Below are 18,919 nucleotides of genomic sequence, written 5' to 3' on the forward strand. Positions count from 1 at the left end.
CGGCATGGATGCGCACTGGCACCTCTTCTGTGGTGCATTGCGCTGCCATCCGGCCCCAGTGGACGACGATGCCTTCGAGACCATCGCGAAGAAGATTACGGACGGCTTCCAAAAAGCTTTGGCAGAAGGGCCTCTGGACGGGCTCTATCTCGACCTTCATGGCGCAATGGTCACGCCGAACCATCATGACGCTGAGGGTGAACTTCTGCGCCGGCTGCGCGCCATCGCTCCAGAGCCATTTCCGATCGTCTGCTCGCTGGACCTCCACGCGAATGTGTCCGGCACAATGGTAGAGCAGGCATCCCTGATCGATGCCTACCGCACCTATCCACATGTCGACATGGCCGAAACAGGGGCCCGGACCATGAACCGTCTTGTCGCCATGATCACCTCTGGCACCAGACCGAAGAAACTGTTCCGTCCCATCCCCTTCCTTGTGACGCTTGACGCGCAATGCACCCTGACCGAGCCAATGCGCGGCATTGCTGCAGCCGGACGGGCGCTTGAAAATGAAGACGGTGTAGACTGTGTCGCTCAGTGTTTCGGCTTTCCACTTGCCGACATCGAGGATGCCGGCCCGAGCCTTCTTTTATATGGACCGGGTGAGAAAACGTTGACGAATGTGGCCGACCGGCTGGAGGCCACATGGATTGAAAAGGAGCAAGCCTTCGGCCGCCAGCTTCCTTCCGCAGGTGAAGCTGTCCGGCAGGCAATGATCGGCTGCGAGGAGCCCGGACCCGTTGTCATCGCAGACACGCAAGACAACCCCGGCGGGGGCGGCACCGGCGATACCACGGGAATGATTCACGCGCTTCTTGAAGCCCATGCCACGGGAGCCGTGGTGGTACACATCGCCGACCCCGAAGCGGCAGAGGCCGCGCACTGTGCCGGCACCGGTGGGAAGATCGACACTTCACTGGGAGGCAAACAGGAGCCGGCTTTCGGCCCCCCGGTACCCGGCCCCTTCACCGTGCAGGCGCTGGGGAGTGGCAGCTTCATCGGCATCGGGCCAATGTACCGGGGCAACCGGATCGAGCTCGGGCCGGTGGCATTGCTTGAAAGAGAGGGCATCAGGATCATCGTCGCTCCACGGAAGATGCAGGCCTCCGAACCCGCTCTGCTTCACCACCTCGGACTGGATCCCGCAGAAATTCCTGTTCTGGTCGTGAAAAGTTCGGTCCACTTTCGTGGCGCCTATCAGGACATGGCCAGCAGGATCATTCCCGCCATCGCTCCAGGGCCTGTCACCGCCCGTCTTGATCATCTCAGCTACCGGCATGCCAAAAGACGCATCGCCGGCGCGAGGAAAGAGAACATCAATGCTTGAATTTGCTGCCAAGAGGCTGGGGCTGGGCGTTCTGGTCCTCCTGATCATTTCTGTGATCACTTTCGTTCTGTCCCATGTGGCCATCGATCCGGCCATGGGGCTGGCCGGTGACAGCGCCACCGCAAGCGATATTGAAGCCATTCGCCAGCGATACGGTTTCGACCGTTCGCTGGTGGTGCAGTATTTCGATTATCTTGGCCGCCTCGTTCAAGGCGATCTCGGACAGTCTTATCTTTCCGGACGGCCCGTTTCCGAAATGCTGGCGGAGCGTTTCCCGGCGACGGCGCTTCTGGCAATCCTTTCCATCGGCTTTGCACTGGCAATCGCCGTTCCGCTTGGCGTTGTCGCTGCGCTGAAACCGAACACGCTGATCGACAGAGCCGCACTTTTTCTTGCCGTATGCGGCCAGGCCATTCCCAATTTCTGGGCCGGCCTTCTGCTCATCCTTCTTTTCGGTGTCACGCTCCAATGGCTTCCAATCTCGGGCAGCACCAGCTTCCGGCATTTCATTCTTCCAGCCATCGCGCTGGGCTCCTACGCGATGCCAGCGCTGATGCGTCTGGTTCGGGCCGGAATGGTCGAGGTCTTGCGTTCCGATTACATCCGAACCGCCCGCGCCATGGGCATCAGGCGACGCACCATCCTGTTCAAGTACGGGCTGCGCAACGCGATCCTGCCGGTCATCTCTCTTATCGCAGTGCAGTTCGGTTTCATGCTTGGCGGATCAATCGTCATTGAATCCATCTTCGCGATCAATGGGATCGGTTATCTTGCCTGGCAGTCGATGAGCCGCGCCGACATGCCGGTGATTCAGGCGATCGTGCTGATCATCTCGATGATCTATGTCGTTCTGACGCTGGCCGCTGACCTGTTGAACTCCCTGATGGACCCACGGATCCGGATAAGCCGATGACCGAGACGATCATGTCCAGCGAAACCGAGGCGCTTGAACTCAAGGCAACCCGCAGGAAAGCGCGCCGCCGCGCCGTGCTCAGGCATCGCGGTCTGATGTTCGGGATTACAGTGGTCGTAGCAGTTGCGCTGGTGGCTGTTTTCGCCCCGCTGCTCGCCCCCTACGATCCCTTCGCGCAAAACCTCTCGCTGCGCCTTGCGCCTCCCTTCTGGCACGAGAATGCCTCGCCAGAGCACCTTCTGGGGACAGATCAGCTCGGCCGCGATTATCTCAGTCGCCTCATCTATGGCGCGCGCATTTCCATGGGCATCGGATTCGGCGCCATCCTCATTTCCGGCCTGATCGGCTGCACGCTCGGCCTCCTTGCAGGATATTTCGGTGGCAGGGTCGATGCCGTGATTTCGACCATCATCACGGTCCGCCTCTCCATGCCCATCATCCTTGTGGCTCTCGCAGTGGTGGCGGTTGCCGGTGCATCTCTGTGGATCGTCATTCTGGTCATCGGCCTTTTGCTCTGGGACCAGTTTGCCGTGGTGGCCCGCACCGCCACGCTGCAAATCCGCCCGCTCGAATATATTCGTTCCGCGCAGGCCATCGGCTGCTCGCTGCCGCATATTCTCATTCGCGAGATCCTGCCCAACATACGTGCCCCGCTGATCGTCGTGGCCACGGTTGAGCTGGCGCATGCCATTTTGCTCGAAGCGGCCCTTTCCTTTCTCGGGCTCGGTGTTCAGGCGCCTCTTCCCTCATGGGGACTGATGCTGTCGGAGGCCAAGACCTTCATGTTCTTCAGCCCGTGGATCATCACCCTGCCGGGTGTCTGCCTTTTCATCCTCACGCTGGCCATCAACCTTCTGGGCGACGGCCTGCGCGACGTAACGGCGCGGGGGCGCTAATGTCTTTGCTTTCGGTGAAAAACCTCCATGTGCGTCTGCGTACCGACGCCGGGCTGCTTCACGCGGTGCGTGGTGTCGATCTCTCCGTCGAACCTGGCCAGACCCTTTGCCTTGTGGGTGAAAGCGGCTGCGGAAAATCAATGACGGCCCTGGCGATGCTCGGTCTATTGCCACCTTCCGCCGTGTGGGAAGCCGATGAGATTGAGATCGCCGGCACCGATTTGCGTGGCGCAACGCAGGCGACCCTCTCCAGCCTGCGCGGCAACCGCGTCTCGATGATTTTCCAGGAGCCCATGACGGCGCTCAATCCAACCTTCACGATAGGTGATCAGCTTTGCGCCGTTCATCGCAGGCATCGCGGGTCCGGACGGCTGGAAGCGCGCCGCCGTGCGATCTATCTGCTGGAGCGGGTCGGCATCACCAATGCACGCGGTCGTCTTGGCCAATATCCGCACGAACTCTCGGGGGGGCTGCGCCAGCGAGTTCTGATTGCCATGGCTCTTATGTGTGAGCCGGAGTTGATCATCTGCGACGAACCCACAACGGCCCTTGATGTGACCACCCAGGCGCAGATCCTGGCCCTGCTCGCCGAACTTCGAGAAGAACTGGGCATGGGCATGATTTTCATCACCCATGATCTCGGCGTGGTATCGCGCATTGGCGACCACATCAACGTCATGTATGCCGGGCGCACGGTTGAAAAGGGTACGCGCGATGCTGTTCTTGGCCGTGCGGGCCATCCCTATACACAAGGTCTCGTGAGAAGCGTTCCCAGACCCGGCAAGACCGAAAAGCAGACGCCGCTCGGCACGATTCCCGGCACCGTTCCCTCCTTTTACATGCCCGATCCACTGTGCCCGTTTCGTGGTCGATGTGAACGCAAAACGACCGTCTGCGATCAAGTTCCGCCGCCCCTGGTTCAGGGGATGCATGACGGGAACGGGGCGCACGCGATTTTCTGTCACAACACACAACCAGCGCTCACCGCGGAGATTTCCACATGAGAAGCGCAACACCTCTACTACGCGCCAGAAACGTGGTGCAGAACTACCGCGTGAAAACGGGGTTCCTGCGCGGCTATGGCCAGTTGCAGGCATTGAAGGGCATTGACCTTACCATCGAACGCGGCGAGATCGTCGGTCTGGTGGGAGAATCGGGATGCGGGAAATCCACGCTTGCCCGCATTCTGCTTGGCCTTGAGTCTCCCGCTTCCGGAACAGTGGAGATCGACGGCGAGCCAATCGCCAAAGCAGCCAACCGGGAACGCGCGCGCCGCATCCAGCCAGTGTTTCAGGATCCCTATGGATCGCTCAATCCCAGCATGAGTGTCCGCGACATCATCGCCCTGCCGCTTCGCGTGCATCGCTTGAGCACGGGCGAGGAATGCACACGACGCGTCACACGGCTTGCCGATCAGGTGGGGCTGCCGGCACGTCTGCTGGACGCGGTTCCCAGCGAACTCTCCGGAGGTCAGCGCCAGCGTGTTGCCATAGCACGCGCGCTCATTATCGAACCCGAGCTGCTGATTTGCGACGAGCCGACATCGGCGCTCGACGTCTCTGTGCAGGCGCAGATTTTGAACCTTCTTCTTGAACTGCGTCGGGAAACCGGTGTGGCCATGCTCTTCATCAGCCACGACCTTGCTGTTGTGGAGCATATGACAGATCGGATGTACGTGATGTATCTCGGCAGGGTCGTTGAGGCGGGACCGACCGACAGCGTTTTCGCTTCACCTGCCCATCATTATACGAAAGCCCTTCAGGAGGCGGTGTTTTCTCCCGACGACGAGGCCGGGCTACCGCCCATTCATCTCAAGGGCAATCCGCCCAGCCCTCTTTCGCCTCCGCCCGGCTGTGCGTTTCATCCAAGATGCGTCGAAGCCCTGGATCTGTGCAATATAGAAGCCCCTGCCCTCGCCCCGCTCTCACCAGGCCACGATTGTGCGTGTCACTATCCTCAAGTGAGCAAATCCGGGGTAGGCTCGACCGGGATCGAGCGATAAAGAGGGCTGTGATGAACCAACGGCAAATTCAGGCATTCCGGCTGGTCATGCGGCACGGATCGATTACGACAGCAGCGCACGCTCTAAGCGTCTCGCAACCGGCTGTCAGCCGACTTGTCGCGGAACTCGAACGCAGTATCGGCTTTCCACTTCTCATCCGTGAAGGTGGCAAGATCACCCCGACGGCCGAAGCGATCGAGTTCGAGCGAGAAGTTGATCACATGTATTTCGGCCTCGAACGACTCAGCCAGATCGCGAGGGAGATCAAGGAGCTAAGGCGTGCGAGCCTTTATATCGCCACCATGCCCATGGTCAGCTTCGAGATCCTTCCGCGCGCCCTCAAGGGATTTCTTTCGCGGCATGAAGGCATTCGCGTCACTCACAATGTTCACACCTCCGCGCGGATCGTCGATCTTGTTTCGTCGCGTCAGATCGAGTTGGGAATTGCGCAGACCCATGTCAAAAGGCCGAATGTCGATATTCTGGCATCCTACCGAACCTATTGTGTCTGCGTGGTTACCCACGACCATCCTCTTGCAGATCGTCCCACGCTGTCGCCGGTGGATCTGCAGGATGAAAAGATGGTGGCGCTCGCGCATCATACACTCACCGCCAATTACGTGACCCGCGCCTTTGCCGAAGCAAACATTCAGCCCGACGTGACAGTCGAGAGTCAGCCATCTTATGCCGCCTGTAGCCTCGCGGGCCGCCGGTCTTGGCGTCGCCATTGTGGACTCCATGACCGTGGGTGTGTTCAGGGATGTCCTGAAGGTTATCCCCTTCGAACCGAAAATACCCTTCGACTTTCATCTGATCAAACCGGTGGGGGTAAAACTCTCACGGGCGGCGGAAGCTTTTGCAGAGCATATCACCGAAACCTTGAAGTCTCTGGAGGGCGCCCACGCGCTAACTCCATAAGCCTGCAGCATCAGCATAAGTTTTCAGCATGCAGGTCAATCATATTTGTATTTGATTTTATGCCCCCTTTTCCGCTCCATAGAGCATCACCAGTCGACGGTGCGGAGGAGAGATAAGTGCCTGTTGCAATTAATAAATTGCTTTTCTCGGCACTGGTGAAACACCGGAGCTCCGACAAAACCAGTCGACAACCGCTTTCAGGAGGTCCTTTTCATGGCTCATGTAAAACCCAAAGGTTCGTTCGTGGCGCTTGTCACGCCCATGAACGAAGATGGCAGTATTGACTTCGAGGGTTTCCGCACCCTGCTGAGCTGGCACGAACAGAACGGCACCGAGGCCGTTCTGATCATGGGATCGACCGGCGAAGTTTCCATGCTCACACCCGAGGAGCGTCGCGCAATCATTTCGCAGACCGCGAAAATGAAAACCGGAAAAATGCTGTTTTACTATGGCTGCACCGGAAACAACACGCAGTCGACGATAGACTATGTGCGCTATGCGAAAGCCGAGGGAGGCGATGGCGCGATCATTGCGGCGCCTGCCTATATCTGTGCGGACAATGCCGCGATCTCCGACTATGTGCGCGAGGTCTGTGACGCCGAAGACTTCGCCATCGGCTTCTACAACAACCCGCCACGCGTGAAGACCGACCTGCACTGGACGGACCTTCTCGAACTCGCGAAGCATCCCAATATGGTGGTGTTGAAGGAATCAACGACGCGGGTCGGACAGGTCGCGCAGATGTGCGCCGGGAAACCTGACCTTTCCATCATGTGCTGCTGTTCGCCCAACCTTGGCCTTGTCATTCCGACCATGGCCCTCGGCGGGCACGGGACCGCCAACATGACCGGAAATATCATTCCGCAGGAGATGGCAGTGATTTCGAAACCCTGGGAGACTGGCGAGGATGCTTTTGCCTGTCGGGAAGCCTGGCTGACCAATCTGCCCATGCTCCATTTTGCCTATTCGGCGATCAATCCTGTCGCGGTGAAGACGCTCATGCGCGCGGTTGGCCTTCCGTCGGGTCCGCTGCGCAAACCACTGAAGCCGCTGGAAGCTGCTGCCTTGCAGGCGGGCATTGACGCCTTCCATTCGCTGGGCATCGGCGAGCGCTACGGGCTGAAGCCCCAGCCACGCATTCTCGCCGCGGAGTGACCAGACGAATACGCTCACCAAGCAGAATGCGAAGTGAAGCAATGCGAGAGGGGGTGTAGCGGTGCGCATCATCGTCATAGGTGCAGGTGTGGTGGGAACCACAAGCGCCTGGTATCTCCTCAAGGATGGTCACGATGTGACTGTCGTCGAACGCAATGCGCATTCGGCGATGGAGACAAGCTATGCCAACGCCGGCGGGATCTGTCCCGGTTTCGCCGGTCCCTGGGCGGCTCCGGGAATGCCCTGGAAAGCACTGCGATGGCTCTTCCAGGACAGCGCCCCACTGAAAGTTCGTCCGCGTTTCGATCCTGCTCAATGGAAGTGGCTGGCCCAGTTTACCGCGAACTGCACACGATCGCGTTTTGCGCAAAACAAGGCCCGAATGCAGGCTATGGCCCACTATTCCAAGCGCTGCCTTACCGAGCTTGTCGAGGAGACAGGCATCGAATACGACGCAGCGCACAAAGGCATCCTCCATCTCTTTACCACCGATGCAGAGATGACCATTGGGCATGCCTCATCGCGTGTTCTCACCGAGATGGGGATCGAGCACCGGCTTCTCCAGCCCTCGGAGATCGTGCAGATCGAGCCTGCGCTGGGGCTTCGCAGTCAGACCTTCTCAGGCGGAATTCATCTTACAACCGACGAAACGGGGGATTGCAGGCTGTTCACTCAGGCGCTTGCGATCCTGGCGGAACAGCGTGGCGCCCGGTTTCTGTACAACACCGACGCTACGCGCCTGCTCATCAAGAACGGTCGCATCCACGGTCTGGAGACGCCCCAAGAGACATTGGAGGCCGACGCCTATGTGGTTGCCGCCGGCCCGTTTTCCCGGTCCCTGCTCGCCAGCGCCGGCCTCTCGGCCCCGATATATCCGGTGAAGGGCTATTCGCTGACGTGCACCATTTCCGACAATCAGGCGGCCCCCGTTTCATGTGTCATGGACGAGCATTCCAAGGTCATGATCACGCGGCTGGGCTCTCGTCTAAGAGCAGCCGGCATGGCGGAACTCGCCGGTTTCGACCCGACGCCAACACCGTCAGCCAGGCGCTTGCTCCTGGAGCGCGTGAAAACGCTCTTTCCCAACGCCAGCGACTATGACAAGGCAGAATGGTGGTGCGGGTTTCGACCCATGACCCCAGACGGCCCGGCCCGTCTGGGGCAATCGGTGATCGATAACTTGTTCATCAATATCGGTCACGGTTCAAACGGCTGGACACAGGCCTGCGGAACATCGCGCGTGCTTGCCGATCTGATGGCCGGACGAACGCCGCAGGTTTCGGCCTGATCCACTCGAACGTCCAGCGCTCAGGCTTCCAGCGCCACATAATGATCGCGCGTGACCTCCACGAGGCGCGCTTCCCCCGATTTTCCGTGGCCGGTCATCGGGTCGAAGTAACGCGACTGATCCTTTCTGGCCACCGGCTGTAAAACATTGTCACGCAGGCGATAGCCCTGATCTGTTTCCGAGAGGACCGGTACAGCGTTCATGAGCCGGCAGGTGTAGGGATGATGTGGCTGTTCGAAGAGCCGTCTTGTGGGAGCCTGCTCCATGATCTGGCCCCGGTACATCACCAGAACGCGATCACACAGGGATTCGACCACCCCCAGATCGTGACTGATGAACAGACAGGAAAAACCAAAGCGCTCCTTGAGTTTCCGCAATAGTTTCAGGATCTGGGCCTGCACTGTCACATCAAGCGCAGAGACAGGTTCATCCGCCACCACCACCGAAGGACGCGTCACCAGCGCCCGCGCGATCGCTACGCGTTGCCGCTGTCCGCCGGAAAGCTCATGAGGATAGCGTTCTCCATACCCGCCGCCCAGGCCGACGGCATCCAGCATCTCAGCAACTCTCTCTCGCTTCTCTGCGCGATCGATGTTCGGAAGATGACGCATGCCCTCGGCGATCAGCTCTGCGACTCGCATACGCGGATCAAGAGATGAAAACGGGTCCTGGAACACGATCTGGAGCTCTCGTCGCACCGCCCGCAGCGGTTCACCGCTCAGGCCGAGTATCTCTTGTCCCCGGAAGGTTACCGTCCCCGACGAAGGGTCCTTCAGGCGGATCAGCGCACGGCCGAGCGTGCTTTTGCCGCTGCCGGATTCTCCAACCAGTCCCAGCATCTCGCCTTCATGCAGATCGAGCGAGACACCGGCCACCGCGCATTTCTGCCCGGGGCGGGCGAAGGGCCAGGGAGACGGGATTTCATAGTGCACCTTGATATCGCGCGCACTCAGAAGAGGCACCGACGGTTCCGGTTCCGCGGGTTTGCCTGCCTCCTCCTGCGGACCATGTGGAAGAGAGGCAAGGAGCTTGATGGTGTAGGGATGTTCCGGGGCGGTCAGGAGCCTGTCCGACGACCCCTGTTCCACGATCAACCCTTTTTCCATGACGGTCACCTGATGGGCATAGCGTGCCACGAGACCGAGATCGTGACTTATCAGCATGACAGAGGCACCGAACTCGCCCACCACATCGCGCATGATGTCCAGCACGTCTTTCTGGACGATGGCATCAAGCGCGGTGGTCGGCTCGTCGGCAAGCAGCAGCTTGGGACGAAGCATCATCACGGACGCGATCATGATGCGTTGCCGCATGCCACCCGAGAATTCGTGCGGGTAGCGTTTCAAACAGTCTTCCGGATCGGGGATCCGCACTGCCTTCAGCATCTCGATCGCACGGTCCCGGATTTCCTCATCATCGAGATTACTGTGCAGACGCAGCCCTTCGGAAAGCTGCTTTCCGATGCGAATCGCGGGGTTGAGCGATACCAGCGGCTCCTGAAAGATCATGCCGATTTCCGCGCCGCGGACCGCGCGCATCTGGCGGTCGCTCAGCGAAGCGAGATCCCGCCCCTGAAACAGCACCTGCCCACCAGCGATCTGCGCCGGAGGTGGGAGGAGCCGCAGAACCGAGCGTGCCAGCATGGTCTTGCCGCTTCCCGACTCGCCAACCACAGCATGTATCTGCCCGGGTTCAATAGTGAGGTTGGCCTCGTGTACGGCCGTCATGGGCTCCTTGAAGGGAAAGACGATCTTGAGATCGCGTATCTGCAACAGAGGCATGGTGGGAGAGTGTGTCACGGCGGGCCTCTTGATCAATTGTTGCGGGGGTCGAGTTCATCGCGCAGGGCATCGCCAAAGAGATTGACGCCCAGCAAGGCAAATGAGATGCAGATGCCCGGAAGAATCCCGAGCCACGGGAAACGCATGAGATAACCACGCGCTTCCGCCAGCATGTTGCCCCAGGTAGGCGCCGGCGGTGGAACACCCAGACCGAGAAATGCCAGCGAGCTTTCTGCAAGGAGAACCCAGCCGAACATTGTCGTAGCGAGCACGATCAAGGGCCCCATACTGTTGGGCAGAACGTGGCGAAAAAGGGTGAAGAACGTTCCGTTTCCGAGAGCAACGGACGCCTCGACATATTCCTTCTCACGCAGTGAGAGCACCGTTCCACGCACGAGGCGTGTCACCGAAGGCAGATAGGCCAGTGCAAGTGCGAGAACGACACCATATTTGTTCGGCCCGATCGCCACCATCAATGCCAGAGCAAGCAGGATGCCCGGAAAGGCCATCAGCGCTTCAATCACCATCATCACCAGACGATCGAACCAGCCGCGCCAGTAACCGCAGAAGGCCCCTATGATCACACCGCCGGTGACGGCCACAGCCACTGTAAGAAACGAGACCGTGACCGAAACGCCTGCCCCCGCCAGAAGGCGCGAAAGCAGATCGCGGCCGAACATGTCCGTTCCCAGCGGGTGCAGTTGCGAGGGACCTTCGAAACGCGCGAGATAATCCTGAGCATTGGGGTCATGCGGCGTGTAGATGGCGCCTATGCCGGCCACCAGCAAGACAAAACCCAGCATAAGGCCACCGGCCAGGCCGTTGGGGCGAGACAGAATTTTCTTCAGTTTTTTCATTTCAGGGTCACACGCGGGTCGAAGAAACCATAGAGAAGATCAACCACCAGATTGACCACGACATAAACGCCGGCAATGAGCAGAAGCGCGCCCTGAAGCATCGGATAGTCGCGCGCATAGATGGAATCCACCACCAGCTTGCCGATGCCCGGAAGGCTGAAGACCGTCTCTGTGACAGCCGCGCCTCCAAGCAGGGAGGCCATGACAAGGCCCAGCATCGTCAGAGCGGGTGCAAATGCGTTCTTGAAGACATGGCGGGCCAGAACCGCCCCCTCCGAAAGGCCCTTGGCCCGCGCATGGGTCACATATTCCAGGCGCAGAACCTCAAGCGTGCCCGATCGCATCATGCGGGTCAGAACCGCAATTTCGGTGAGCGCCAGCGAAATGACGGGCATGATCAGGTAGAGAACACCGACACCGAAATCCGTGCTCAGTTCCACATAACCAACCGTGGGCAGCCACTGAAGGTAGACTCCGAAAAAGAGAAGCAACATCAGCCCCACCCAGAAACTGGGAAGGGAGAGTTTGAATATGGCCATGAGCACAATGGCAAAATCGATCTTCGTGTTCTGCTTCCAGGCGGCAACCATTCCTGCGGGAACGGCGATCAAAACTGCAAAGGATACGGCCCAGAACACCAGGGTGGCAGTAACGCTGAAGCGCTCCAGAAGTGCAGGCAGTACAGGCTCGTGTGTGCGGATGGAAACACCCAGATCGCCCGTGGCCAGATTGCCCAACCAGATGAAAAACTGCACGGGAATGGGTTGCTCGAGCCCCAGATCCTCACGCATTTGCTGAACGACGGCAGGGTCGTCAAGCTCGTAGAGCATCAGTTCCGCAGGGTCTCCCGGGATGAGACGGATAAGGGTGAAAACGATGATCAAAACGAGGAAAACGGTCGGAATGGCCGTTAGCACCCGTTTCAGTGCGTAGCTCCACATGAGAGTACCCCAAGGATGATGATGTCGGGCAGAGAGTGGAGAGGGCGCCGGCTGGCGCACCTCTCCGAAAGGATGGCTACTTCAGTTCCACTCCCCAGAAGATCTCCTTACCCGCACCCCACGGTGTGAAGCCTTCAAGATTGTTTCGTACCGCATAGAACTTGTCGCGGTGGCCAAGACCGATGGCCGGAACCTCTTCGATGAAGCGACGATGCAGCTCGTCAATGATGGCCTGGCGCTCTTCGCGGTCCGAAACCACCATGGCCTTTTCGACCAGTGCAATCGCCTCGGGATCCTTCCAGACCTTGCGAGACTGTTCGCCTGTGATCATCTCGAAGCTCAGGGCGGGGTCGAGCCGCGGGGAGTAGCTGAACGATTGCATCTGATATTCACCGGAGGTGTAGGCATCGAGCTGGGTTCCCCACTCGAGCACCTTCAGCTCGGCGTTGATGCCCACTTTCTTGAGCATGGACTGGGCGATGAGCGCGCGCTCATAATAGGCTCCCGACCTCTTGTTGGTCAGAATCTCGATCGGCTGGCCTTCATAGCCGGCCTCCTGAAGCAGCGCCTTGGCCTTTTCCGGGTCATAGGGCAGCTGTTCCCACTGAACGTCGGAGAAAAACGATGAGGCCGGCGGCAATGGTGAAGGGTTGGCGCGGCCGCGGCCCTTCCGAGATCACCGCCACAACCTGTTCGCGATTGATGGCATGCGCCATGGCCTGGCGGATCCGCCTGTCCTTCAGGAGTGGGTCGTTCGAGTTCAGGAGGAGTGTATCCCAAAGGGCCGTTTCAGCGTTCACGATCTGCGTGTTCGGAGCCGCTTCCATCTCCACCAGATCCGCGGGCTGAACCGTTAGAAGATCGATGTCGCCAGCGAGATAAGCAGCCTTCGAGACAGAGGGCTCGGGCAAAATCTGCAGTCGAACCCTGTCGAAGAGAACTTTCTTGGCACCTGCATAACCATCCTGCGGGTCGGAGCGGCTTGCATAATCGTCAAATTTTTCGAGATCGATGTAGCGACCGTATTTGACTTCCCCGAACCTGAAGGGCCCGGTCGCCACCGGTTCCACCCACTTCCCGTCTGCATCGACAGAATCCGGGTGAAGCACTGCCGTGTTCCCGCAGTCGAAACGCGCAAGATTGCCCAGGAAGGTCGCGCTTGGGCTCGCAAGACGATAGATGACGGTGTGCGCATCGGGCGCTTCCATGGAAACGACTTCCGGCCCGTTTTCACCGCTGAAATAGCTCCGGCAGCGCCATTTCGTTTGCGGGTCCATAAAGCGATCCCACGACCATTTGACATGCTCGGAAGTCATGACTTCCCCGTTGTGAAACGGGACGCCCTCACGCAGTTTGAACGTGTAGGTGAGACCGTCTTCGCTCACGGTCCAGGAGTCGGCCAGCATCGGCTTGATGGAGAAGTCCCCCGCATAGGCCACAAGCCCCTCAACCACATGCATGTGAATGGTGTCGGTATTGCCATCGCGATCCACACCGGGATTGGTGCCGCGTATGTCCTGGATAAAGGCCGCCTTGAGCACGGTTTCGGCCTGCGCGATGCCGCTGGAGGAGAGCAGCAAGGCGGACGCGAATGCCGCCAATACGTGTTTTCCTACGGGTTTCTTGTGCATGTCGGTTCTCCCATTATGCGAGCTGTTGTTGTCGTTGTGGTTTCGAGCTCAATTGATTGCGAGGTTCGGGTTCAAAGGGTGTAGGTCGCGTATTCGCCCTCTTTATATGGCGATTGGCGGACCCGCATCGTCCTGGCTGAAGCATCCATGAGGATCGTGGCGACCGTCGCAGATATCGACTGGCTCCTGTTGCGCGACACAGGAGAGCGGAGCACGCCAGCCGGATGACCGAAAGCGTCGGAGAAAGCCTCTTCGAAATCAGCCTGGGTGATCTGATCTCCGGCCCTGTCAAGCCGGGTCCGCACGCGGCGGTCGCGGTATAGCGTATCCATGCCGTTCAACAGGCCCTTGTCCACCACCTTGGCCTGCGCTGCCGGCGACAAGAAATGATTGGCATGGACGAGCAGACCATTGTCGGGAACGAGCCAGAATATTTCCTCAGGCGTGGTTTCCAGGTCGAATGCCTCGCCTCCATCCCCCGCATAACTGATGATCATGTTGTTGGAGACGGTGCGCGGTGAGGAAGCCACCGCCTGCAGGGCAGCGGGATATGTTTCAGCTTCGAGCACGAGGCGCCGGATAACGGATAGCGGGATTCCCGGTTTGGCCCAGCTCTCTCCGGCAATCTGCAGATTGTTGCCGGTGATGGCGATCCCTGCGTCGTTGAAACCGGCGCGGGCAAGGCCTCCAGCCTCGACATAGGTCATAAGGTCTGGTCCGTCTTCACGACGAACAACCAGGACAACCGTCGTCTCTTCGCATTCGGGCCGCCAGTCCCAGTTCTGCCCATGGATCAGCCGTCCTTCGGCAGTGCGCTCAGGCATTGCAACCGCTGCCGTGCAGCCATCATCAAGCGCCTTTCGGTCCTCTGCTTCAAGGTTCATTCCGGCCGCATTCAGGATCTCGCTGCGCCCGTTGATCAGAAGAACGTCGGTCAGGTCGACACCCGCGCCTCGCGCCACCGCAATCAGCTCGCGATGCTGCTCCGGGCAGGTCTGTTCCAGCGTTTCGGCCAGCAGGCTGCCTGCTTTGACCACGGCATCCCAGGTGCATCCTTTTGCTGCGAGAAATGTCTGATATCGCTCGACACCGCACTTGATCTGCGCGTCGGCAGCCCGGCCATAGGCCTCGCCGCGCACTTCGGCCGGGCCTTCGACCTCTATCTGGGGAGGAGGCGTGACACTGCTCATTTTGAAGCCTGATCCCCCTGATTCTGAAGGACACTGCGGAAGAACCGGATTGTGTAGGGAACAATGCCTTCCATATTGTGGGCGACCCCCGGCACAATGTCCTGTGTGACGGTCACTCCTTCTTTCTCAAGCGAGGCACGCAGACTGTTGTTCCGGTCAACACGGGTCAGACCGGCATCATTGGCTCCCTCCATATACCGCCGGCCGCCTTCCCTGTGCTGGATCTCCCACGTCTCAACATCAGCACCACCAACGGCGAGGTGCACCTTGACTGCACGAAGCGCGGGCACATTGAGATCCCGGCCAAACAGCTCTCGCATATTGCGAATGCCGACCCACCAGTCCCTGTCGCGGTCGAGCAGGGTGACGGAGCCCGGCGAGCCGATGGAAACCGCTTTGAGTTTCTCGGGGTGGAGGATCAGAAACCGATGCGTGAAGTGCCCTCCGCCGGAAAACCCGAACAGCATGAAGGGCGGAAAGCGACAGCCGAGCATCTCCTCGACTTCTGCCACCATCGAAAGCAACACCAGATCATAGCGTATGTCGCCTTCCAGTATGTATTTGTAGCCGTCTGCATCCCCGTCTCCGCGCACCCCCACTGGAAAGAGCGGAGCGAGCACGACCGTGTTGTTGTAGTGGCCGAAACCGGCAAAGGCCTCGCGATACTGAAACTGCATGCGTGCGGTACCGTGCACCGCGACCAGCAGCTCGGGATTTCCGACCGTATCGATGTCTTCGGGAACATAGAGACTGTAGCTGAAGCGCGGGTCCGCCTTGCAGGAAAAGATTGTTGTCCGTCCTCGCTGATAAAGCGCCTTGCGGCGATCCTCCGCGGAATGTGTCGATTGCGCTAGCACACACGTCTCCTTCTTCAAAACTGACGGCACGCTAATTGGGAACTTTTATCGAGTCAATATTGGCGCCAATTTAAAAACATCATATGTTGGCAAATATGCCGTTCCAGCTTGCGCCGACACAGGGGGATAGCGCATTTTGCCTCGACCGCAGGGGCGGCAAAACCCGACGAACAAGTGTGTCTGCCGTGTGGAAATGCAGCAGGCTTGCAGGTATAAACGCGCTGAAATTGGAACTCGTCTTGCGAACGCCTTCCCCACAAACCATAGGTGAGACATTGCCGGAAACCGCAAAATCGCCGAAAAACGCCGACAGGGAGCACGTTCAGCTCTCTGAGCGGATTGTCAGAGACATCAACATCGGCGAATACGGTCCGGGTGAATGGCTGAAGCAGATCGACCTGGAACAGCGATATGGCGTGACCCGCATCGCGGTGCGGCGGGTTCTCGACGAGCTGGTAGCCAAACGCCTGGTCGAGCACATTCCAAATCGCGGATACCGGGTCTACGCGCTCAGTCCAAAACAGCGTCGCGAGGTGTCGGAGATACGCACGCTTCTGGAAACGGCAGCGGCGCCGGGCATTGTGGAACAGGCGACTGAGAAAGACATCGCGGAGCTCACGACGCTGGCGGAAGGTTTCAAGGAAGCAGCCTACAATGGCACTATCCTTGAGCAGAACGAGGCCAATCTCCGTTTCCACCTGAGGCTTCTCGAGCTCTGCTCCAACAAATCTCTGGTGGAGCTGATTACCGAGTTGAGACAGCGTGGTCCGGCGGCACCGGTTACCCGCTGGCACACGGTGGCACAGCTTGAAAAGGCATCCAACGACCATTTCCTGATTGTGGAGGCAATCAGGAACAGGGATGTGGAGGCAATGAAAGAGGTCATCACAAGCCACATCAACGACAAGGGTCCCGACCGGGCTGCGACCGGCGACTGAAACCCGTTGGCGACACCGGCTGAACCACGGGACCCGCACATCTCTGACGGGTCAGGGATGAAGCGCTAACTGCTTTCCCTCGCATGGTCCGGGGCCGCGATCGAACCCCGCTCGATGTACCGGGGCCCCGTTTGACCACAGCCCGCCCCTCCGCGTCGTATCCCTCAATGCGCTCGAGAAGCATGGTCGCGGCAGCCTCTCCCATGGCAAGACGGGGCTGAGCCATCGTTGTGATGCCGGGGGAAAGAAAACTCATCCATTCGAGATCGTCAAAACAGACAAGCGAGAGTTCCCGCGGCACGGCCAGCCCCGCTGCGGATACCGCACCGATCACGCCTTCAGACATGGTGCCGTCTGTGGCAAACACGGCGCTCGGACGGTCAGCATTCTCGAACAGCGCCTTGACCGCCGCCTGTGCAGCACCTGCCGAATAGGCGCCCACCCGGCAGATGAGCGAAGGGGCGACTTCCAGCTCTGCTTGTCGGTGCGCGCGCAGATATCCGAGCAGGCGCTGCCAGCTCGGATACAGCGTGTCCGTCGACAGCACCTCACCGGCAAGACCGCGCCTTATGAACCCATTCAGACCGCCTTCCTGTTCTTCGAGCAGCTCGCTTACCAGCCCGATACGTGTGTGGCCGGCCGAAATCAGTGCAGCAACGGCCCGTTCAGAGGCAGCAATATTGTCGACCGTAACCCGGTCCACCGCCATCCCGGCCACACCACGGTCGAGAAGGACGAGTGGTAGGCCCGCTGCCTGAAGGTCGCGCAGATGGTGCGCGCGCAGAGTATCGCAGGGAGAAACGATCAGCCCGTCAACCTGTTTCTCCATCAACAGATTGACCGCGCGGATCTCCTTGTCGAGTCTTTCATCCGAGTTCACGATCAACAGACCGAAATCCCTGCTTTCGACCACATCGGCTATGCCACGCAGAATCGAGGCATAAAACGGGTTCTGGATGTCTCCGGCAACGACGCCGATGGTGCGTGTCTTGCCCGTAATGAGACTGCGGGCGAGTGCATTGGTGCGATAGCCGAGCTTGCGCGCCGCCTGCATCACCTGCTCGCGCGTTTCCTCTTTTGCATAACCGTAGCGACCGAGAACCCGGCCCGCGGTGGCAGTCGAAACACCCGCCAACCGCGCCACGTCTGCTATCGTTGCCTTCGATTTTTTCGCCACCGCTTGCCGTTCCCTTCCGCCCACACCTTTCTGCTTTAACTACGCGTGATTGCAGAAATCACCACCGGCAGCGAGTCCGAAATGCTTCTCATGCGGCATTGTGCAGGGCGATCGCCGTGAAGACATCGAGATGAGCACCGCCAACATTCTTGAAAACCGTGATCTCGTCCGCTGTGCGCCGCCCCTGCACCCTGCCCTGTGCAAGATCGAAATGGTCGCCCGCGATTTGTGCCGCGTTGATCGCTCCGCTGGCGAGCGCCGGCCCCAGATCGCCCGTGTTTTCCATGCCGCAGCGTGTGTCGACAAACACGCGACCGCGCGTGAGCGCCTCATCATCGGTTTCCCGCAGACTGGTCATGTAGGCACCGACAAGGTCCAGATGCGTACCCGGTTTCAGCAGAGCCCCCCTGATGAGAGTGCGGTCAGACATGGTCACACACGTAATCACATCCGCACTTGCCGCAGCTTCGTCGATATCAGCGACCGACTGCGCGTCCACCCCGTTTCGGCGCAGGCTATCGGCCACTTCTTCCGCCTTGCGCACGGTACGGTTCCAGATCAGGACCCGCTTCAGCGAAGGTCGCGCGGCCAGGTGGGCAGCGGCAAAATGCGGCGCGAGCGCTCCTGCGCCCACCACCAGCAGCACCTGCGCATCCTCGCGGGAAAGCAGCAGGGAGCCAAGAGCGGAATCGCCCGCCGTCTTGCGCGCGGTCATGGCTGCTCCGTCAGCCACCAGCACCGGCGCGCCGGTTTCGCCGTCAAACATGGCGACCAGACCCTGCACATTGGGTTGCGGCGGGGAAAGCCTTTCATTGCCGGGAAAAACGCCAACCATCTTCACAGCGATCGGCCCCCCCGGCACCCAGCCTGGAAGCGTGATGAACTGGTTGCCCGTGTCTGCCGGGTCGTTCTGTACCACGACGTCCGACACAGGCATCGCGCCGCGATGGGCCTGCAGGAGAGCGTCGATCAGTTTGGGCCAGGGCAGGGCAGCATGGACGGCTGCAGCGTCGAAGACCTTCATTACATTTCCTCGTTGGGCCCACCG

The 18,919-nt window shown here is 59.6% G+C and carries 18 protein-coding genes; 9 read left to right on the forward strand and 9 right to left on the reverse strand.

Annotated features, from left to right (window positions below; translation table 11 throughout):
- Positions 1–4: 4 nt before the first annotated feature.
- From AB2N04_RS01525 to AB2N04_RS01560, 8 genes are all read left to right on the forward strand, one after another.
- Positions 5–1,327, forward strand: a complete 1,323-nt coding sequence (locus AB2N04_RS01525; protein WP_367716567.1) for a M81 family metallopeptidase — start codon at positions 5–7, stop codon at positions 1,325–1,327.
- Positions 1,320–2,240: an ABC transporter permease gene (locus AB2N04_RS01530; protein WP_367716568.1), complete on the forward strand. Its 921-nt coding sequence runs from the start codon at positions 1,320–1,322 to the stop codon at positions 2,238–2,240. Before AB2N04_RS01525 ends, AB2N04_RS01530 begins: the two co-directional genes overlap by 8 nt.
- On the forward strand, positions 2,237–3,136 hold the full coding sequence (locus AB2N04_RS01535; protein WP_367716570.1) for an ABC transporter permease: 900 nt from the start codon (positions 2,237–2,239) through the stop codon (positions 3,134–3,136). Before AB2N04_RS01530 ends, AB2N04_RS01535 begins: the two co-directional genes overlap by 4 nt.
- Positions 3,136–4,140 carry an ABC transporter ATP-binding protein gene (locus AB2N04_RS01540; protein ID WP_367716571.1) on the forward strand — a complete coding sequence of 335 codons (1,005 nt, stop codon included), beginning with the start codon at positions 3,136–3,138 and terminating at the stop codon, positions 4,138–4,140. The genes AB2N04_RS01535 and AB2N04_RS01540 overlap by 1 nt, the downstream gene beginning before the upstream one ends.
- Positions 4,137–5,138 carry an oligopeptide/dipeptide ABC transporter ATP-binding protein gene (locus AB2N04_RS01545; protein ID WP_367716572.1) on the forward strand — a complete coding sequence of 334 codons (1,002 nt, stop codon included), beginning with the start codon at positions 4,137–4,139 and terminating at the stop codon, positions 5,136–5,138. Before AB2N04_RS01540 ends, AB2N04_RS01545 begins: the two co-directional genes overlap by 4 nt.
- 11 nt (positions 5,139–5,149) lie before the next feature.
- Entirely contained in the window at positions 5,150–6,172 is a 1,023-nt protein-coding gene (locus tag AB2N04_RS01550) for a LysR family transcriptional regulator (RefSeq protein ID WP_367716574.1), read from the forward strand.
- A gap of 97 nt (positions 6,173–6,269) precedes the next feature.
- Positions 6,270–7,211 carry a dihydrodipicolinate synthase family protein gene (locus tag AB2N04_RS01555; RefSeq protein ID WP_367716575.1) on the forward strand — a complete coding sequence of 314 codons (942 nt, stop codon included), beginning with the start codon at positions 6,270–6,272 and terminating at the stop codon, positions 7,209–7,211.
- A gap of 61 nt (positions 7,212–7,272) precedes the next feature.
- A complete protein-coding gene (locus AB2N04_RS01560) occupies positions 7,273–8,499 on the forward strand; it encodes a D-amino acid dehydrogenase (protein WP_367716576.1) in 1,227 nt (408 codons plus the stop codon).
- 20 nt (positions 8,500–8,519) lie between these two features.
- On the opposite strand, the gene AB2N04_RS01565 is transcribed toward AB2N04_RS01560, so the two are convergent.
- The 7 genes from AB2N04_RS01565 to AB2N04_RS01595 all read right to left on the reverse strand — a co-directional run bounded on the left by AB2N04_RS01565 (position 8,520) and on the right by AB2N04_RS01595 (position 15,756).
- Positions 8,520–10,298: an ABC transporter ATP-binding protein gene (locus AB2N04_RS01565; protein WP_367716578.1), complete on the reverse strand. Its 1,779-nt coding sequence runs from the start codon at positions 10,296–10,298 to the stop codon at positions 8,520–8,522.
- 14 nt (positions 10,299–10,312) lie between these two features.
- Entirely contained in the window at positions 10,313–11,137 is an 825-nt protein-coding gene (locus AB2N04_RS01570; RefSeq protein ID WP_367716579.1) for an ABC transporter permease, read from the reverse strand.
- On the reverse strand, positions 11,134–12,078 hold the full coding sequence (locus AB2N04_RS01575) for an ABC transporter permease (protein WP_367716581.1): 945 nt from the start codon (positions 12,076–12,078) through the stop codon (positions 11,134–11,136). The genes AB2N04_RS01570 and AB2N04_RS01575 overlap by 4 nt, the downstream gene beginning before the upstream one ends.
- A gap of 76 nt (positions 12,079–12,154) precedes the next feature.
- Positions 12,155–12,718 carry an ABC transporter substrate-binding protein gene (locus AB2N04_RS01580; protein ID WP_367716582.1) on the reverse strand — a complete coding sequence of 188 codons (564 nt, stop codon included), beginning with the start codon at positions 12,716–12,718 and terminating at the stop codon, positions 12,155–12,157.
- A complete protein-coding gene (locus AB2N04_RS01585; RefSeq protein WP_367716583.1) occupies positions 12,663–13,709 on the reverse strand; it encodes an ABC transporter substrate-binding protein in 1,047 nt (348 codons plus the stop codon). Before AB2N04_RS01585 ends, AB2N04_RS01580 begins: the two co-directional genes overlap by 56 nt.
- Positions 13,710–13,780: 71 nt before the next feature.
- A complete protein-coding gene (locus tag AB2N04_RS01590; protein WP_367716584.1) occupies positions 13,781–14,899 on the reverse strand; it encodes a C45 family autoproteolytic acyltransferase/hydolase in 1,119 nt (372 codons plus the stop codon).
- Positions 14,896–15,756, reverse strand: a complete 861-nt coding sequence (locus tag AB2N04_RS01595; RefSeq protein WP_367716585.1) for an alpha/beta hydrolase — start codon at positions 15,754–15,756, stop codon at positions 14,896–14,898. Before AB2N04_RS01595 ends, AB2N04_RS01590 begins: the two co-directional genes overlap by 4 nt.
- Positions 15,757–16,031: 275 nt before the next feature.
- Here AB2N04_RS01595 and AB2N04_RS01600 point away from each other — a divergent pair, with 275 nt between their 5' ends.
- On the forward strand, positions 16,032–16,694 hold the full coding sequence (locus tag AB2N04_RS01600) for a GntR family transcriptional regulator (protein WP_367716587.1): 663 nt from the start codon (positions 16,032–16,034) through the stop codon (positions 16,692–16,694).
- On the opposite strand, the gene AB2N04_RS01605 is transcribed toward AB2N04_RS01600, so the two are convergent.
- Entirely contained in the window at positions 16,654–17,871 is a 1,218-nt protein-coding gene (locus AB2N04_RS01605) for a LacI family DNA-binding transcriptional regulator (RefSeq protein WP_367716588.1), read from the reverse strand. The two genes, AB2N04_RS01600 and AB2N04_RS01605, sit on opposite strands and share 41 nt — an antisense overlap.
- Before the next feature lie 88 nt (positions 17,872–17,959).
- The gene (locus AB2N04_RS01610) at positions 17,960–18,895 is read right to left on the reverse strand and encodes an ornithine cyclodeaminase (RefSeq protein WP_367716590.1); all 936 of its coding nucleotides are present in this window, start codon (positions 18,893–18,895) and stop codon (positions 17,960–17,962) included.
- Positions 18,896–18,919: the final 24 nt, after the last annotated feature.

The sequence above is a fragment of the Nitratireductor sp. GISD-1A_MAKvit genome, from assembly GCF_040819555.1.
In the GTDB taxonomy this organism is placed as follows: domain Bacteria; phylum Pseudomonadota; class Alphaproteobacteria; order Rhizobiales; family Rhizobiaceae; genus Nitratireductor.

Excerpts from the sequence above, each read along its gene's own strand:
- AB2N04_RS01610 (WP_367716590.1), bottom strand. The coding sequence starts at position 18,895 with ATGAAGGTCTTCGACGCTGCAGCCGTCCATGCTGCCCTGCCCTGGCCC.
- AB2N04_RS01550 (WP_367716574.1), top strand. The coding sequence starts at position 5,150 with ATGAACCAACGGCAAATTCAGGCATTCCGGCTGGTCATGCGGCACGGA.
- AB2N04_RS01585 (WP_367716583.1), bottom strand. The coding sequence starts at position 13,709 with ATGCACAAGAAACCCGTAGGAAAACACGTATTGGCGGCATTCGCGTCC.
- AB2N04_RS01555 (WP_367716575.1), top strand. The coding sequence starts at position 6,270 with ATGGCTCATGTAAAACCCAAAGGTTCGTTCGTGGCGCTTGTCACGCCC.
- AB2N04_RS01570 (WP_367716579.1), bottom strand. The coding sequence starts at position 11,137 with ATGAAAAAACTGAAGAAAATTCTGTCTCGCCCCAACGGCCTGGCCGGT.
- AB2N04_RS01540 (WP_367716571.1), top strand. The coding sequence starts at position 3,136 with ATGTCTTTGCTTTCGGTGAAAAACCTCCATGTGCGTCTGCGTACCGAC.
- AB2N04_RS01575 (WP_367716581.1), bottom strand. The coding sequence starts at position 12,078 with ATGTGGAGCTACGCACTGAAACGGGTGCTAACGGCCATTCCGACCGTT.
- AB2N04_RS01545 (WP_367716572.1), top strand. The coding sequence starts at position 4,137 with ATGAGAAGCGCAACACCTCTACTACGCGCCAGAAACGTGGTGCAGAAC.
- AB2N04_RS01535 (WP_367716570.1), top strand. The coding sequence starts at position 2,237 with ATGACCGAGACGATCATGTCCAGCGAAACCGAGGCGCTTGAACTCAAG.
- AB2N04_RS01590 (WP_367716584.1), bottom strand. The coding sequence starts at position 14,899 with ATGAGCAGTGTCACGCCTCCTCCCCAGATAGAGGTCGAAGGCCCGGCC.
- AB2N04_RS01530 (WP_367716568.1), top strand. The coding sequence starts at position 1,320 with ATGCTTGAATTTGCTGCCAAGAGGCTGGGGCTGGGCGTTCTGGTCCTC.
- AB2N04_RS01525 (WP_367716567.1), top strand. The coding sequence starts at position 5 with ATGGATGCGCACTGGCACCTCTTCTGTGGTGCATTGCGCTGCCATCCG.